The 15,579-nt window shown below is 64.1% G+C and carries 13 protein-coding genes and 1 pseudogene; 12 read left to right on the plus strand and 2 right to left on the minus strand.

The window, feature by feature from the left end; all coding sequences use genetic code 11:
* Nucleotides 1-12 precede the first annotated feature (12 nt).
* From ABWK72_RS21540 to ABWK72_RS21570, 7 genes and pseudogenes are all read left to right on the plus strand, one after another.
* Nucleotides 13-2,568: a hypothetical protein gene (locus tag ABWK72_RS21540; protein WP_367871643.1), complete on the plus strand. Its 2,556-nt coding sequence runs from the start codon at nt 13-15 to the stop codon at nt 2,566-2,568.
* A gap of 40 nt (nt 2,569-2,608) precedes the next feature.
* Nucleotides 2,609-3,028 carry a hypothetical protein gene (locus ABWK72_RS21545; protein WP_367871644.1) on the plus strand — a complete coding sequence of 140 codons (420 nt, stop codon included), beginning with the start codon at nt 2,609-2,611 and terminating at the stop codon, nt 3,026-3,028.
* 19 nt (nt 3,029-3,047) lie between these two features.
* Nucleotides 3,048-3,830 carry a transporter gene (locus ABWK72_RS21550; protein WP_367871645.1) on the plus strand — a complete coding sequence of 261 codons (783 nt, stop codon included), beginning with the start codon at nt 3,048-3,050 and terminating at the stop codon, nt 3,828-3,830.
* Nucleotides 3,831-3,861: 31 nt separating this feature from the next.
* Nucleotides 3,862-4,800, plus strand: a complete 939-nt coding sequence (locus ABWK72_RS21555; protein ID WP_367871646.1) for a transporter — start codon at nt 3,862-3,864, stop codon at nt 4,798-4,800.
* Between the two features lie 100 nt (nt 4,801-4,900).
* Nucleotides 4,901-5,087, plus strand: a pseudogene (locus ABWK72_RS21560) (DUF1214 domain-containing protein); the annotation flags it as partial.
* A gap of 69 nt (nt 5,088-5,156) precedes the next feature.
* Entirely contained in the window at nt 5,157-6,149 is a 993-nt protein-coding gene (locus ABWK72_RS21565) for a DUF1214 domain-containing protein (RefSeq protein ID WP_367875366.1), read from the plus strand.
* Between the two features lie 38 nt (nt 6,150-6,187).
* On the plus strand, nt 6,188-7,822 hold the full coding sequence (locus ABWK72_RS21570; RefSeq protein WP_367871647.1) for an arylsulfatase: 1,635 nt from the start codon (nt 6,188-6,190) through the stop codon (nt 7,820-7,822).
* A 101-nt stretch (nt 7,823-7,923) separates the two neighbouring features.
* Here the strand turns inward: ABWK72_RS21570 and ABWK72_RS21575 are convergent, their stop codons facing one another.
* Nucleotides 7,924-8,355, minus strand: a complete 432-nt coding sequence (locus tag ABWK72_RS21575; RefSeq protein ID WP_367871648.1) for an NINE protein — start codon at nt 8,353-8,355, stop codon at nt 7,924-7,926.
* A gap of 423 nt (nt 8,356-8,778) precedes the next feature.
* On the opposite strand from ABWK72_RS21575, the gene ABWK72_RS21580 reads away from it, so the two are divergent.
* The 5 genes from ABWK72_RS21580 (at nt 8,779) to ABWK72_RS21600 (ending at nt 13,468) form a co-directional block, all read left to right on the plus strand.
* Nucleotides 8,779-9,711 (plus strand): IS110 family transposase, encoded by a 933-nt coding sequence (locus ABWK72_RS21580; protein ID WP_367871649.1) that lies wholly within the window; start codon nt 8,779-8,781, stop codon nt 9,709-9,711.
* Between the two features lie 96 nt (nt 9,712-9,807).
* Nucleotides 9,808-10,179 carry a Dabb family protein gene (locus tag ABWK72_RS21585; RefSeq protein ID WP_367871650.1) on the plus strand — a complete coding sequence of 124 codons (372 nt, stop codon included), beginning with the start codon at nt 9,808-9,810 and terminating at the stop codon, nt 10,177-10,179.
* 150 nt (nt 10,180-10,329) lie between these two features.
* Complete coding sequence (locus tag ABWK72_RS21590; RefSeq protein WP_367871651.1) at nt 10,330-11,337, plus strand: MBL fold metallo-hydrolase; 1,008 nt, start codon at nt 10,330-10,332, stop codon at nt 11,335-11,337.
* Nucleotides 11,338-11,458: 121 nt separating this feature from the next.
* On the plus strand, nt 11,459-12,361 hold the full coding sequence (locus tag ABWK72_RS21595; RefSeq protein WP_367871652.1) for a DUF6268 family outer membrane beta-barrel protein: 903 nt from the start codon (nt 11,459-11,461) through the stop codon (nt 12,359-12,361).
* Nucleotides 12,362-12,451: 90 nt separating this feature from the next.
* Nucleotides 12,452-13,468: an N-acetylmuramoyl-L-alanine amidase gene (locus tag ABWK72_RS21600; protein WP_367871653.1), complete on the plus strand. Its 1,017-nt coding sequence runs from the start codon at nt 12,452-12,454 to the stop codon at nt 13,466-13,468.
* A 259-nt stretch (nt 13,469-13,727) separates the two neighbouring features.
* Here ABWK72_RS21600 and ABWK72_RS21605 read toward each other — a convergent pair whose 3' ends face one another.
* Entirely contained in the window at nt 13,728-15,266 is a 1,539-nt protein-coding gene (locus tag ABWK72_RS21605) for a hypothetical protein (RefSeq protein WP_367871654.1), read from the minus strand.
* Nucleotides 15,267-15,579 lie beyond the last annotated feature (313 nt).

Below are 15,579 nucleotides of genomic sequence, written 5' to 3' on the forward strand. Positions count from 1 at the left end.
TGTCCCAAACCGATGAAAACGAAATCCGATTCCCGCATCCATCGCGGGCTGCCGTGGCTCGGTGCCATGGTCATCGCCTCGACTGTCCCCGCTTGGTCGGTCGAGACGCCCGACACTGCCGAACCGTCGCCGCCGCAGGACGCGGGGTGGCCGCGCGAGGTCACGCGCAACAAGGTCCAGATCACCTGCTACCAGCCGCAGATCGACGAATGGGAAGGCTACCGCGTGCTGCACGCCCGCCTCGCCGTTTCCCTCAAGCCTGCCGGTGAAACGGCTGCGCTGGGGGTGGCCGAAGTGAGCGGGGAAACCACCACCGACAAGGAGAGTCGCACCGTGGTGATCCGCAACCTGAAGGTGGACGCGGCGCACTTCACCGCGGTGAAACCGGAGGAGTCCACGCGTCTTGAAGCGATGCTCAAGGAGACCCTGCCGACGGGCCCGCTCACCGTCTCGCTCGACCGCTTGCTGGCGGGCGTGAAGCTCTCCAAGGGCGCGGGCGATCCGGTGAACGTGAGGATGGAGCCGCCGCCGATCTTCATCAGCACGACGCCCGCGATGATCCTGATGGTCGAGGGCAAGCCGGTGCTCGCGCCGATCGACAACACGACACTGAAATTCGTCGTCAACACGAACTGGGACCTGCTCTTCGACGAAACGGCTGCCAGCTACTACCTGCTTTCCGGCGATGAATGGCTGACCGCGAAGGACGTCGCGGGACCATGGACGATCGCGGAGTCGATCCCGGCGGAGTTCGGCAAGCTGCCGGATGACGATACCTGGCAGCACGTGAAGCAGGAAGTCCCTTGGACCGTGAAGAAAGGCATGATCCTGCCGAAGGTGTATTACTCGGACAAGCCGGCCGAGCTGATCGTCTTCCAAGGGGAACCGGTGTGGGAGAAGATCGAGGGCACCAAGCTCGCGTGGGCGAACAACACGGAGAGCAAGGTCTTCCAGAACGAAGCGGATGGCAGCGTTTACTTCCTGGTCAGCGGCCGCTGGTTCAGCGCGCCGAAGCTCGGGGAGGCATGGACCTACGCGGGCAACAAGCTGCCGGAGGATTTCAAGCGGATCCCGGAGGACGGCCCCGTCGGTGTGCTGGCCTCCGTGCCCGGCACGGATGAAGCGGAGGATGCGGTGATCCTGGCCTCCGTGCCGGTGGAAGCCGTGGTGAAGATCAAGGAGGCGGAGGCGAAAGCGAAGGTGAGCTATCATGGCGATCCTGCCTTCAAGCGGATCGAGGACACGCCGCTCAAGTATGCGTCTAACACCTCCTCGGATGTGATCGAGTATGCGGACAAGTATTACCTCTGCCAGGACGCGGTGTGGTTCGTCTCGGTGTCCGCCACGGGGCCATGGGCCATCTGCAAGGACGTGCCGGATGCGGTCTACACGATCCCGCCTTCATCGCCGGTCTACCGGGTGACCTACGTGCATGTGGAGGAGGACAAGGACGACAGCGATGACCAGGTCACTTGCAGCTACACGGCAGGCTACTTCGGCGCCTTCGTCGCGGGGCTGGCGCTGGGCGAGTGCCTGGTCTGGGGCACCGGCTACTACTACCCGCCCTACGTCGGCTGGTGGGGCCACTACCCGGCCTACTATCCGTATCACTACAGCTACGGCTGTGCCGCGGCCTACAATCGCTGGACCGGCGGCTACGCGGTGGGCGAGAGGGTCTACGGGCCGTATGCATCGGCAGGCCGGGCCGCTTGGTACAATCCGGCGACCGGTCGCTACGGGCGCGCCGCGCATGTCGAGGGACCCTACGGTGGCCGCACGGTCGCGGGTGCCTACAATCCGCGCACCGGCACCGGTTGGGTCACGCACCAGGGGAACAACGGCTACGCGCAGTGGGGCGCCTCCGCGGCGAGCCGCGGCAACAAGTGGGTGGAGTCCGCCCACGTGGTCGGGCCGGACGGCGGGGCGGCGGCATGGAAAGGCTCGAACGGTGCGGGCCGCTTCCACTGGAGCGACCAAGGCAGCGGCGGGATGGCCGTACACAACGGCGATTTCTACGCCGGGCACGATGGCAACGTGTATCGCAAGGATGACGGCCAATGGAGCAAGTGGGACAACGGCGGATGGCAACCCGCGGGGCACAATGCCAGCGGCATCAACCCTCCCAAGCCGGAGCCCGGCCCGCATCCGCAGCCGGACCGGAATGGCTTCATCACCGGGCAAACGCGGCACACGCCTCCCGGCTATCCGGATCGCCCCGGAGCAGGCGGTGGCGGGGAGAGAAATCCCGCACTCGAGCCGCGGCCGGGTGGCGGCGGGAGCGGTGAACGGCAACCGATTCCCCCGACACGTCCCGGAGGCGGCGGTGCGGGCGAGCGGAAGCCCGATCTCCCGGCACGACATGTGACCGAGCCGGACGAGGTGCATAACCGTCTCAACCGCGAAGCCGCGACCCGCGACCCGCGACCCGCGACCCGCGACCGGGGCGAGCAGCGCACCCGCCAATTCCAGCAGCAACGCTCCTTCAATCAAGGCGGCGGCGGCTTCAACCGCGGGGGTGCCGGCGGTGGGTTCCATCGCGGCGGAGGCGGAGGGTTCCGCCGGCGTTGAGGGCTGCTTGATCGTGAAATCCCGAACCTAACAGACCACCATGAAACGCATTGTCATCCTGTTACTCGCCCTGTCCGCCGCGGTTTGCGGCGTCCTGTCCAGCGGCTGCGCCAGCATGGGAGCCCCCAGCACCGAGCCGCTGCTCTCCGCCGCCGGCTTCGTCAGCCGCACGCCGGAGAATCCGAAGCAGCAGAACCTCTACAACCAGCTCCCGCCCTACAAGGTCCACCGCGCGACCTACCAGGGGAAGGTCATCTACGCCTACAAGGACGAGAAGAAGGGGCTCGCCTACGTCGGCAACGAGCAGGCCTACCAGCGCTACCAGCAGCTCGCGGTGCAGCGCCGGATCGCCGCGGACAACTACGCCGCCGCCGAGATGAGCCGGGATGCGGCCTATGGCTGGTACGGCTACTACGGCCCCTACGTCGGAGCACGGCCCGTGGTGATCATCCGCCGCTGATTCGATCTAACAAACCACCATGAAAACCATCCTGCCTTCCTTGATCGCCTTCGCCGCGATCCTTCCCGCCGCCGCTGAAGATGCGGACCTCGCGAAGCAGCTCAGCAACCCCGTCGCAGCGCTGATCAGCGTCCCCCTCCAGGGGAATCTCGACTTCGGCCTGGGGCCTGGGGGTGGGACGAAGTTCACGCTGAACATCCAGCCGGTCATTCCCTTCACGTTGAATGAGGATTGGACCGTGATCTCCCGCACCATCCTGCCGGTGATCGACCAGCAAGGGATCGCCCTCGGCGGCGCGAGCGATGAGTTCGGGGTCGGAGACATCACGCAGAGCTTCTTCTTCTCGCCGAAGGATCCGGAGCCTTTCATCTGGGGCTTCGGGCCGGTCTTCCTGATTCCGACCGCCACGGACTCGGTGCTCGGCGGGGAGAAGTGGGGCGCGGGACCCACCCTGGTGGTCCTCAAGCAGCACGACGGCTGGACCTACGGCGCGCTCGCGAACCACCTCTGGGACTTCGCGGGCGATGACGACCGGGCCGCCGTGAATGCCACCTTCCTCCAGCCCTTCCTCTCCTACACCACCAAGCAGGCCACCACCTACTCCGTGAATCTGGAGGCCTCCTACGATTGGCAGCGCGAGCAGTGGAACGTGCCGGTCAACCTCGTCGTCAGCCAGCTCGTCAAGCTCGGCTCCCAGCCGGTCCAGTTCTTCGGCGGCGTCCGCTACAACCTGGAGAAACCCGACGGCGGCGCCGAGTGGGGGCTCCGCTTCGGCGTCACCTTCCTCTTTCCCAAGGGCTAATCATCCCCTCCTCAAGAACGTAGCAGCCACCATGAAAACATCCCACCTGGTTTTAACCATCGCGGCCATCGCGGCCTCTCCTGCCTTTGCCTTGGAGGGTGCCATGGGCCGCAGTGTCTCCGGCACCTCCGTCATGCCCTACCAAGGGCTCATCCCCCCGTATCCGGGCTGGATGGTCGCGGTCGGAGAGACCTACTACAACGGCGACATCGGCGGCAGCCGCCCCATCCCCATCCACGGGAATCTGGCGTTGGATGTGGAGGGGACCTTTTCCTTCACACCGCTGACCCTGATGTACATTTGGAACACGCACTCGGAGTGCTGGAATTTCGCCTCCGGGATCACCCTGCCAATTGCCTACGTGGACGTGGAGGCCTCGGTTTCAGCAGGCCCCCTCCTCGGGCAGCGCAGCGATGACAAGACCGGGCTCTTCGACATCGCGATCACCCCGATCATCGCCAGCTATCACTTCAGCAAGACCGATCACATGTCCTTCGGCCTCACGGTCTGGGCACCGACCGGAGAGTATGAGGAAGGGCAGCTCGCGAACCTCAGCCTGAACAACTGGACCTTCATCCCTACGATCGCGTACACCAAGATCCTGCCGGGTCCGAACATCGAGCTGACCGCACAGTGGGGCCTGCAATTCTACACGGAGAACGACGCCACGGACTATCAGAACGGAATCGTCTCCGACCTCGAGTTCACCGCGATCAAGCGGTTCCACAATGGCTTCGGCATCGGCATCGTCGGCAGTTGGATGGACCAGTTGACCGATGACGACGGGCCGACCGCGGACCGCCTGAATGGCTTCAGCGGGCGGGCCTTCGGCGTGGGCCCGATCCTCACCTACTCGACCAAACTGGGCGATTCCGACTTCAGCATGAACGCCCGCTGGGTCCACGAGTTCGACAACGAGCGCCTGCTCGAAGGCGATGTGGGAATGCTGAACTTGAGCCTCAAATTCTGACCGCCCGAATCCTATCCATACCATGAGAGAACAACATAGAGCAGAGCCGGGCGAGAGCATGGACCGCCATCGCATCCCGGCAAGCGCGGTCGTTCTCGCGGTGCAGAAGAATCCGGACGGCTCGGTGGACACCTACTTCGGCCCGGCCCCACCCGAGGGCAAGAGATCCAACTGGGTGCCCGACCGATCCCAAGCGGCAGTTCGAACTCCTGTTCCGCCTCTACGGCCCGAAGAAGGAGCTCTTCGAGCAGAAGTGGAAGCTGCCGGACGTGGAGGAAGTGAAGTGATCAGCAACCATATCCATAGAAGGAGACCATACCATGAAAACCAAACTCACCTACCTCGCGCTGGCGGTAATGCTCGCGCTACTTCCCTCCCCTAACAGCCATGCGGAAGGCATGCCGGTCACGGTGGACAACTTCGCCCGCGCCGAGACCGACTTGTATCTCGGCGGACTTCTCAAGGACAGCGGCGGCGTGATGGGCAAGTTCAACCACCGGCGAGAGCCTGCCGACGTCGAAAAGCAAACCGTCATCCGGCTGAACCGGGACACGCTCTATTCCTCGGCCGTCTTCGACCTTGAGGCTTCGCCCGTGACCATCACCATGCCGGACCCCGGCAAGCGCTTCATGTCACTGCTGGCGATTAACCAGGATCACTACGTGGTGGAGGTGGCTTACGGCGCGGGTTCCCACACCTTTACCCGGGAGAAGGCCGGCACCCGCTACATGGTCGCCGCCGTCCGGACCTTCGTGGATCCGGCGGACCCGGCGGATATCAAGCAGGTGCATGCCTTGCAGGACGCGATCCAAGTCAAGCAGGAGAGCCTCGGCGGCTTCGAGGCCCCGGCCTGGGATCAGGCCAGCCAGAAGAAGGTGCGGGATGCCCTGCTGGTCCTCGCCTCCACGATTCCCACTTTCGACCATGCCTTCGGCACCAAGGAACAGGTCGACCCGATCCGCCACCTGATCGGAACCGCCGCGGGCTGGGGTGGCAATCCCGACAAGGACGCCTCTTATCTCAGCATCACGCCGCCTGCCAATGACGGCAAGACCGCCTACAAGCTCGTGGTGAAGGATGTTCCCGTGGACGCCTTCTGGTCGGTCAGCGTTTACAACGCGAAGGGCTACTTCGAGCCGAACAAGGCCAACGCCTATTCGCTCAACAACATCACCGCCAAGAAGGGCGAAGATGGCTCCGTCACCATCCTCTTCGGCGGGGATAACGCGAAAGCGCCGAACTACCTGCCGGTCATGCCCGGCTGGAACTACACGGTACGGCTCTATCGCCCGCGCCAGGAGATCCTCGATGGCACCTGGAAGTTCCCGGAGCCGCAGCCGGTCAAATGAATCCCGCTTCCTCAACCATAAAAGACACGTGTCCCACCATGAAAACCAAACACCGAATCGCCGCGCTCGCTTGCGGCCTGTTAGCCATCGCGGCAGCGTCCGCTCAGGAAAAGAAGCCGAACATCCTCGTCCTCTGGGGCGATGACGTCGGGGTCACCAACATCAGCGCCTATAGCGACGGGCTGATGGGCTACAGCACACCGAACCTCGACCGCCTGGCCAAGGAAGGCGCCCGCTTCCTGCACTACTACGGGGAGCAGAGTTGCACCGCCGGCCGGGCCGCCTTCCTGACCGGCCAGCACGGCATCCGCACCGGCTTGACCAAGGTCGGCTTCCCCGGCGCGCCGATGGGCATGAGCCAGCTCGACCCCTCCATCGGCGGCCTGCTCAAGAACCTCGGCTACGTCACCGGCCAGTTCGGCAAGAACCACCTCGGCGACCGCAATCCGTCCCTGCCGACGGTCAATGGCTTCGACGAGTTCTTCGGCAACCTCTACCACCTCAATGCCGAGGAAGAGCCCGAGTTGCCCGACTACCCGAAGGACCCGGCCTACCTCGCGAAATTCAGCCCGCGCGGGGTGCTGAAGTGCAAGGCGAGCGAAGTGGACAACCCGACCGAGGACGCGCGCTTCGGCAAGATCGGCAAGCAGACGATCGAGGACACCGGCCCCCTGACCAAGAAGCGGATGGAGACCGTGGATGACGAAACCTCCGCCGCGGCCATCGACTTCATCAAGCGCCAGCATGCCGCCAACAAACCCTTCTTCTGCTGGTTCAACGCGACCCGCATGCACCTGCGCACGCACGTCCGCGCCGAGCACCGCGGCCGCTACAAGCACGGCGATAGCGAATACATCGACGGCATGATCGAGCACGATGAAACCATCGGCTCGATCCTCAAGTCCCTCGACGACCTCGGCATCGCCGACAACACCATCGTGGTCTACTCAAGCGACAACGGCCCGCACATGAATACCTGGCCGGACGGGGCGATGACCCACTTCCGCTCCGAGAAGAACACCAACTGGGAAGGTGCCTTCCGCGTCCCCTGCCTGGTGCGCTACCCCGGTGTGATCAAGCCTGGCACGGTGACCGGCGAGCTGATGAGCCACAACGACTGGATCCCGACCCTCTGCGCCTTCGCCGGCGAACCGGACATCGTCGGCAAATGCAAGAAGGGCTACACGGCCAATGGCATCCACTACAAGGTCCACCTCGACGGCTACGACCAATCGACCTTCCTACGCACGGTCAGCGGCACGGTGACGAACGATCCCGGCGTGAAGAGCGCCCGCGACAAGTTCTTCTATGCGGACGACGACGGCCTGCTCGTGGGCATGCGCCAGGGCGACTACAAGTATGTCTACGCCGAGCAGCGTCTCGCGGGCACGATGGGGGTCTGGGCCGAGCCCTTCACCAAGCTGCGCCTGCAGAAGATCTTCAATCTCTATCAGGATCCCTTCGAGCGGGCCGACTTCACCTCGAATACCTTCTGGGACTGGCAGCTCAACCACGTGGGTCAGGTCTACGGGGCGATGGATGAAGTCTTCAAGTTCGTGGAGACCTTCAAGGAGTTCCCGCCGCGCTCCTTCCCGCCGAGCTTCGTCCCCGCGACGATCATGGAGCAGACGCTCGAGTCAATCAGGGAGGCCCGGGAGAAGGCCGGGAAATAGTCGTGGCGGATCGCGCCGGGTGTCCGACTTGGATGCCCGGGGCGGCAGCCGCTCCGCAGGAAGGACGGCTCCGCGCCCCCAGCGTTAGAGCCGTCCGTAAATCATGCCCTCCCCAACATCGCCCCCCTCACCACCTCACGATCCTCCGCATTCAACTCGTCGATCTGCCCGTTCAGCGTGCAGTAGTCATAGAGATATCCGATCAGGAAGAGGCCACCGGTGCAGAGCCAGAGCACCCCGGTCCAAATCTTCCCCATGTAGAAGCGATGGATGCCGAACAGGCCGAGGAAGGTCTGAAGAATCCAGGCCAACGAGTAATCGATCCTCCCCGCCGTGTATCTCCGTGCCGCCGTACGCTCCATCCAAGGAATGAAGAACAAGTCCACGATCCAGCCGACCAAGAAAAGCCCGCCGGTGAGCAGCCAGATGGTGCCCGTGACCGGGCGGCCGAAGTAGAAGCGGTGCGCGCCGGTGAAGCCGAAGATCCAGAGCAGGTAGCCGACCAGCTTGCTGTGGGTTTGAAGACGTTCCATGACCCGATAGCATCGCCCGATTTGCCGCGCCCGCCATGGGAATTGGAGGGGCGGTTTGGAACAGTGCTGAGGGGGACGAGGATCATCAGGCATCCCATCCACCTTATCCATCCTGTATGTTTGGAAATGCCGCTATTGACCCCGGATCCGCCGCGGGTGGCTTCCGAGAATGGGCCGGAACGAAGCTCGTCGGAGGAAGCCACCCGCGGCGGATCGCCAGGGACCATCTCGTGTGATCCCATTGCGGCCGCCCCGGGAGAACGCGGGCGGGGGTGGCCTCCCCCGCCCGCGGCGGAAACGTCCAGGCCGAATCCATCCAGGACCTTCGAGTCCGTGACCGAGCTCATGGCCGTTCGTTTCCGCTCCCGGTTCAATGCTCGAACCACTGAATGGGTCTTTGAACCCGCATCGCAAGATTGAGACATGAACCGCAATACACCTACCCACATCGGCATCGACGTGTCAAAGGCACGCCTCGACGTCCACATCCCCGGCCAAGCCCACCTGCAGGTCGCCAATTCCGCCCGCGGGCTGGACGACCTCTTCACCGCCATCGCCGGCGTGGAAGCTCCCCACCTCGTCTGCGAGTCCACCGCTGGCTACCAGAAGCTGTTGGCCGCCACCGCCCTCCAACGCGGGATCCCCGTATCGGTCGTCATGCCCGCCCGCGTCCGCTATTTCGCGCTCTCCGGAGGCATCCTCGCCAAGACCGACCGCATCGATGCCCGCCTCATCGCAAGCTACGCCGACACTCACCGGCCCCCGGCCCTGGTGGCTCCCGATCCCGCGGCCGTCGTGCTGCGCCAGATGCTCGAAGCACGGCGCGTCCTCGTCGACCTCATCACCGATACCGGCAACCGCCTCGAGCTCGCCGAGGGCTTCCTTCGCAAAACCCTCACCAAGCTGCGCCGCGCGACACAGCGCCTGCTCGACCAGGCCGATGCCGGTATCGCCGCCCACGTCGCGGCCTCGCCCGTGCTTGCCGCCAAGTCCGCACGGCTCCGCCAGCTCAAGGGGGCAGGTCCCGTCCTCGCCCACACCCTGCTGGCCTACCTCCCCGAACTCGGCATCTTGCCCGACAAGACCGTGGCCTGTCTCGCGGGCGTCGTCCCTCATCCCAAGGACAGCGGCGCCACCTGCGGCAAGCGCAAGATCCAAGCCGGCAGGGGGGCGGTGCGCAAGGTCCTCTACATGGCGGCGGTGTCGGCCTCGCACTCCAACACCGTCCTGAAAGCCTTTTACCAACGTCTCCTACAAGCCGGCAAGCCCGCCAAAGTCGCGCTCACCGCCGTCATGCGCAAAATGATCACCATACTAAACAAACTTCTCGCCGACCCGGATTTTACCCTTGCCTGAAAACACCACTGCTCGGTCCAAATTCTTCTACTGCCAGGAATCAAGGAAAGCGGTCCCATGTTTGACAGGCTTCGCCGCTTCCCCAAGCATCTTCCCATGTTCAAAGCCATCCTGATTGCCACCATGTCCGCCGCCCTTGCCACCGCCGCTGTCGCGGAAAACGAATTCCGCCACGTCGTCCTCTTCAAATTCAAGGCCGAGGCGACCATCGACCAGGTCCAGGAGATCGAGAAGGCCTTCGCCGAGTTGCCCAAGAAGATCGACACCATCACCGGCTACGAGTGGGGCAAGAGCGAGAGCGTGGAGGGCCTCAACGAGGGCTTCACCCACTGCTTCTTCGTGACCTTCAAGGACAAGGCCGCCCTGGAAGCCTACCTGCCGCACGAGGCCCACAAGGCTTTCGGCGCGAAGCTCAAGCCGCTGCTGGAGAAGGCGCTGGTCTTCGACTACACGGCCAAGAAAGACTGAATCCCGAATCCAGAATTCCCGAATAACGAACGACTTGTGGCGAGATCCCACCCCTCCCGGGGCGCTCCATTCGTCATTCGGAAATTCCTCATTCGTCATTTTCTTCCGCTCACTGATGAAAACCGGTTTGAAGACGCGTAAGTCGCTCACATGAATCCACCCGCCGGATCCCCTGAAATCTCGCGCCGCGGCTTTGTCGGAGCCGCGCTGGCTGGAATGGCCGCCCTCGGCAGCGCTCCCCGTGCCGTGGCCGAGGATACCTCGCCCTCGCCGGGCTTCCGGGACTCTTTCGTCTACCGTTTCCGCATCGGCGCGCTGGAAGCTTTTTCGATCAGCGATTGCAATCTGGGCTTCCGCGAGGGCCTCGGCCTGATGTGGCCGGAAGAGGCCCGCCCGAAGATGAAGGAGGAGATGGAGCGCCACGGCGAGCGGCTCGATACCATCCCGCTTTACGTGAACATCCTGGTCGTCCGCTCCGGCAACGACATCGCGATTTTCGATGCCGGCTTCGGCAAGGGCAACAATCCGCAGATGGGCTGGCTCTACGACGGCCTGGCCTCGGTCGGCATCTCGCCGGAGCAGGTCACCGCCGGCTTCCTCAGCCACGCCCACTCGGACCACATCAACGGCTTCGTCCGCGATGGCAAGCCGGCCTTCCCGAACGCACAGATCTACCTGCTGGAAGACGAACTCTCCTTCTGGCGCAGCGAGAATCCGGACTTCTCCAAGTCCAAGCGCGACCAGAAACAGGTCCCCGGGATGATCAAGGAAGTCCGCGGCCACTTCGATACGCTCCAGGCCAACCTGCGTCCGGTGAAGCCCGGCACCGAGGTCCTCGGCGGGCTGGTGAAGGTGGAAGCCGCACCCGGCCACACCGATGGCCATGCCTGCTTCCGCATCCGCTCCGGCAATGACGAACTGCTCCACTTGATGGACCTCGCGCACCATCACCTGCTGATGTTCGCGGATCCGAACTGGACCATCGCCTTCGACCACGACCCGGTGACCGCCGTGGTCACCCGCAAGAAGTACTGGAGCGAGGCCGCCGAGAAGCGCATCCGCTGCTACGCCTTCCACCTCCCCTGGCCGGGCCTCGGCCACGTGATGGCGGATGGCGACAGGTACCGCTGGTGGATGGAGCGCTGGAGCTGGGCGTGAAGAACTCCGCAAGATTGCGGAATCAGGCTAACAGAGCGATCGTTCGGGTTGCGGAGGGAAGGAAAGTTCCATTTCCCTCCTAGCATTTGCAGCAGGTGTGAGTTATGGAACGCGGGTTGCCATGACCAAAAGACCCCTTCTTCTCGCCGCCGCCCTGATCAGCCCCTTCGCCCACGGGGCGGAACCGGAGCCTGACGAAAACCCGTTGATGTATTTCGATGTCTTCCGCGCCAGCGGCTACGGGGCCTTCGGGATGGACTTCGACAAGAGCCACGGGCAACTGGACCTGTGGCAGGTGGAAGCGCAGACCTTCCTGAGCAAGCCGATCAACTTCGGCCCGGACCTCTCCCTGCTGCCGCTCTTCCGCTATGAAGCCACCTTCCTGCGCTACGATGGCATCTTGCCGGGCTTCCCGCTGAAGGATGAGGACCTGCACTCGCTGGAACTGCCGCTCTACCTGATCCACTCCGCGAAGGATTCGCCGTGGATCTTCGGCGCCTACCTGAAGCCCTCGCTGTCCACCGACTTCGACCACATCGACAGCGACGACATCTTCGTGGATGCGGCGGTGGGTGCGGGCTACAAGTTCAGCGATTCCTTCTACCTCGGTGCCGGCGTGGCCATCACGGATGCCTTTGGCAACGACACCCTGTTCCCCGGCATCGCCTTCCTCTGGGCACCGACCGAGGACCTGACCTTCCAGCTGATCGGCCCGGCCTTCACCGCGACCTGGGAGGCGACGGAGAACTGGCGCTTCGGCGTGGATGTCCGCGCGGCGGGCGGGGTCTGGAACATCGACGACAACAATCAATCACGGGTGATCGATTTCACCTCCTATCGCGCCGGCCTGCATGCCCAGCGGCGGATCTGCGATACCTGGTGGGTGGAGGGCGGTGCCGGTGTGACCCTCGCGAACGAGATGGACCTGAAGACCTCGGACGGGCTCGGCCTGAACGAGGCGGTGCTCGGGGATCTGGACGAGGGGGTCTACGGCTACTTCGCGGTCAAGAAAGAGGTTTGGTAACTGCCGCCACACCTTCAGGGGGAGGGGTCATGGAAGGGCCTTCACCCCCTTTTCACATGACTTCTCCCATCCCCCCGCAATTCCCGCCCCATGAACCCCATAGCCGCCTTCCTTGCCGTCCTCTTGGCCGGCACTGTCTTCTCCCAAGAAGAAGCCCCTGCGCCACCCATCCAGCCCCCGGCCGAACGAGCCGGGAACTGGACCCCCGTCGCCATCGACGGCGCCGAACACGTCTCCGCCGACTCCATCGCCAAATTCTACGCCTTCAACCCACCCACCCGCGAAGGCGACAAGGTCACCCTCGAGAACAAAAACGTAAAGACGGTCCTCACCCTCGGCTCGGACGAGGTCCTCATCAACGGCATCAAATTCAAGTGCACCTCGAAGGTCCTGCTCCACGAAGGCCAGGCCATGGTCTCGCGCATGGACCTCTCCAAGCTCCTCGATCCCGTCCTGCGCCCCGGCGACATCCAGGCCGGCAACCGCGAGTTCCGCACCGTCGTCCTCGACCCCGTTCTCGGCGGCGAGACCCCGGGCCAGGAGAACAACCTCGGCACCGAGGCCGGCTTCGCCTTCCAGATCGCCGGCAAGATCAAGACCGATCTGGAGACAAGAGGCTTCAAGGTCGAACTCACCCGCAGCCAGGATGAGAACCCCTCCATCGCCGGGCGCCTCGAGCGCATCGGCACCTTCGATCATGACGCCATCGTCATCTCGCTCGGCTTCAGCTCGGATGCCGCGGCACCCGGCATCCGCACCCGCGTCATCGCCCCCCTCGGCGTCCCCGGCATCGAGGGCCCCCTGCAAGAGGAGGACAAGGCCGCCGTGCCCGGCAATGCCAGTGAAGACCTCAGCATCGCCCTCGCCACCGCCATGCACAGTTGTGTGGTCAACAAGCTCGGCCGGAACACCTCCGACCTCGGCATCGTCCGCTCCCGCCTCCCCCTTCTGGAACAGCTCGGAGCCCCCGCCATCTTCATCGAGTGCGGCTCCATCGCCCATCCCTACGAGGCCCGCCTGATCGCGAATGAAACCTACCAAACCGCCGTCGCCAGCGGCATCGTCAATGGCGTCGACCGCTACCGCAAGGCCATCGGGCAGAAGTAAGTAGCGCTGCTCTCCAGAGCCGCGCCGCCTGCCAGCGTCCCCGCAACTCCAAAAACTCCCCACCCCACGGACAGCCCCCCACCGGCACCGCCGGGCACGGCCCGGCAGAACGGTCCCTAACAGCCTGCCATCAAGGGTAAGTAGTCCCGCCTTCAGGCGGACGAAGCACTGGGTGGCCGATGTCACCAATCAGTCCCCGCAACGGAAGTCCGGCCGCCCCGCCATCTACTGCATCCATCGTAGCATCACACGAAAAGGCCTACGGCCCATCCAACCGGAAAAAATTCCTCCCCAAGCTCCCTCCCCCCGGATCCGTCACCGGCCCGAACGTCGCCTGTCCCGCGGCATTCAGCGGAATCGTCGCGATATTCTGCCACGCGTCTGTCCGACCCATGTCCGACGACGCCTGCAAAAACACCGTCCCCAGGCTAGCCCCTCCGCTCACGCTCCCGCTGATCGTGAAATTCGCGCCGCTCTTTCCAAACGCCACATTCCCCAACCGCAGCCCGCCAGTCCCCGCCGCCGGCGAGACCACCCGCTGCAGCGCCAGCGAACCCGCCCCGCGATGCGAGGCCCATAGGATACCCCCGTTCGGCAGCGGGGCCATGTCGTAGTAGGCGGAGACCCGCACCGCCGTATCGGACACGGTGGCCATCGCCGTCGCATTCGCCGCCGCCGTGCCCACCAGCTTCGAGCGCACCGCGCGCACGCTGCCACCTGTCACCTCTTCCCAAAAAACCGCCGCCACATCTCCATGCCGCACGATCTTCGGAAAGATCGCGAAGGTTCCGGCAGGATAGGAAGTCAGCCATACCGCCGAACCGGAAGCCTGCCCCGCCGGAGTCAGCTCCCGGTAGCGCACATCGTAATTGTTCCTGCCCGCCTTCGTGGAATAAACGATGCCGATGTTCCCGCTCGCCAGCTTCACGAAGCCGCCGGTCTGTGTGTTCGTGACATTGTCCCCGGAGGTCCCGGGGATGGTGAAGAACTGCACATCGTTCGTCATCGTCGCGCCGCCTGCCGCATCCTGCCACCTGCCGAAGACCAGCCCGCGCGGGAAGGCATCGCCATGCGCCAGCGTGTAGAAGTTGCTCCCGTCCACCAGCAGCCGCTGGTCGAAGTTATGGCTGCAGTACCACGGGTTCGCCACCGCCAGCACGCCTGCCAGGCTCATCGTCGCCACATGCCCGCCCTGGTGCCGGATGCCATCCGAATGGCGCTGGGAGTGACCCGTGTAGGAGATCAGGTTCTGCGTCGCCGGATTGAAGGCCAGCCGCCCGCTCGAAAAATAACCCGGCTCGCCCTTCGAGTTCACCTGTCCCTTCGGCTGCGTCCCGAAAACCAGCGTGTTGAATAGCGTCGCCCCCGCCGGACTCACCCGGGCGATCCAATACTCGAAATCCGGCCCGTTCGCCGCGTTGTTCTTCGCATACGCCACGCCGAAACTACCATCCCCCGGAATCCTCGCGAAGCCGATCAGCTCCGTCGCCCCCTGCAAGACCGCCGGGTCCAAGCGCGAGACCAGATTCCCCGCCGCATCGATCGACAGGATCGCGATCTTCGAGGCCGCCGAGTCATGGAAGGCCACGTTGCAGGAGTTATCGGCATTCGCCGTCAGGATCACCGTCGGCTTGATCCCGTAATCCGAGACCACGGTATGGGACGGCTCCGTGCCGGGAAATCCCGTCACCGCGATCACCTTCGTCTCCACCGCAGTGATCGGCGCGAGCTGCGCCTGCACCGCGGACCCGCAGCCGAGCAGCGCGGCAATTATGAATGGAACGTAGGACGTTCTCATGAGGTGATGATGTTCTATTCCCTCGGGAAAAACGCAGGAATCGGCCGCATCTGCAGGCTGGCCCCATCTCCCCGGCGGTATTTCAGGAAGATTGAAGTTCGCCCACAATGGCGGGAAATGCAACCCGCGATCATCACAGGGACCGCCGGGCACCGCCCGCCCCATCGTCCCGATGCCTCCCCTCTGAAATCCTCAGATCTCAAATTTGAAATCCCTCAGTCCCCCGCACCCCCCCCGCCTCCATTCGCAAGATTCGTCCGATTCGTGGTGCCTACCTGCCTTCCCCTTCGACGTTCAATGTTGGACGTTCGAT

The sequence above is a fragment of the Luteolibacter sp. Populi genome, assembly GCF_040801775.1.
In the GTDB taxonomy this organism is placed as follows: domain Bacteria; phylum Verrucomicrobiota; class Verrucomicrobiia; order Verrucomicrobiales; family Akkermansiaceae; genus Haloferula.

Excerpts from the sequence above, each read along its gene's own strand:
- ABWK72_RS21540 (WP_367871643.1), top strand. The coding sequence starts at position 13 with ATGAAAACGAAATCCGATTCCCGCATCCATCGCGGGCTGCCGTGGCTC.
- ABWK72_RS21545 (WP_367871644.1), top strand. The coding sequence starts at position 2,609 with ATGAAACGCATTGTCATCCTGTTACTCGCCCTGTCCGCCGCGGTTTGC.
- ABWK72_RS21550 (WP_367871645.1), top strand. The coding sequence starts at position 3,048 with ATGAAAACCATCCTGCCTTCCTTGATCGCCTTCGCCGCGATCCTTCCC.
- ABWK72_RS21555 (WP_367871646.1), top strand. The coding sequence starts at position 3,862 with ATGAAAACATCCCACCTGGTTTTAACCATCGCGGCCATCGCGGCCTCT.
- ABWK72_RS21565 (WP_367875366.1), top strand. The coding sequence starts at position 5,157 with ATGCTCGCGCTACTTCCCTCCCCTAACAGCCATGCGGAAGGCATGCCG.
- ABWK72_RS21570 (WP_367871647.1), top strand. The coding sequence starts at position 6,188 with ATGAAAACCAAACACCGAATCGCCGCGCTCGCTTGCGGCCTGTTAGCC.
- ABWK72_RS21575 (WP_367871648.1), bottom strand. The coding sequence starts at position 8,355 with ATGGAACGTCTTCAAACCCACAGCAAGCTGGTCGGCTACCTGCTCTGG.
- ABWK72_RS21580 (WP_367871649.1), top strand. The coding sequence starts at position 8,779 with ATGAACCGCAATACACCTACCCACATCGGCATCGACGTGTCAAAGGCA.
- ABWK72_RS21585 (WP_367871650.1), top strand. The coding sequence starts at position 9,808 with ATGTTCAAAGCCATCCTGATTGCCACCATGTCCGCCGCCCTTGCCACC.
- ABWK72_RS21590 (WP_367871651.1), top strand. The coding sequence starts at position 10,330 with ATGAATCCACCCGCCGGATCCCCTGAAATCTCGCGCCGCGGCTTTGTC.
- ABWK72_RS21595 (WP_367871652.1), top strand. The coding sequence starts at position 11,459 with ATGACCAAAAGACCCCTTCTTCTCGCCGCCGCCCTGATCAGCCCCTTC.
- ABWK72_RS21600 (WP_367871653.1), top strand. The coding sequence starts at position 12,452 with ATGAACCCCATAGCCGCCTTCCTTGCCGTCCTCTTGGCCGGCACTGTC.
- ABWK72_RS21605 (WP_367871654.1), bottom strand. The coding sequence starts at position 15,266 with ATGAGAACGTCCTACGTTCCATTCATAATTGCCGCGCTGCTCGGCTGC.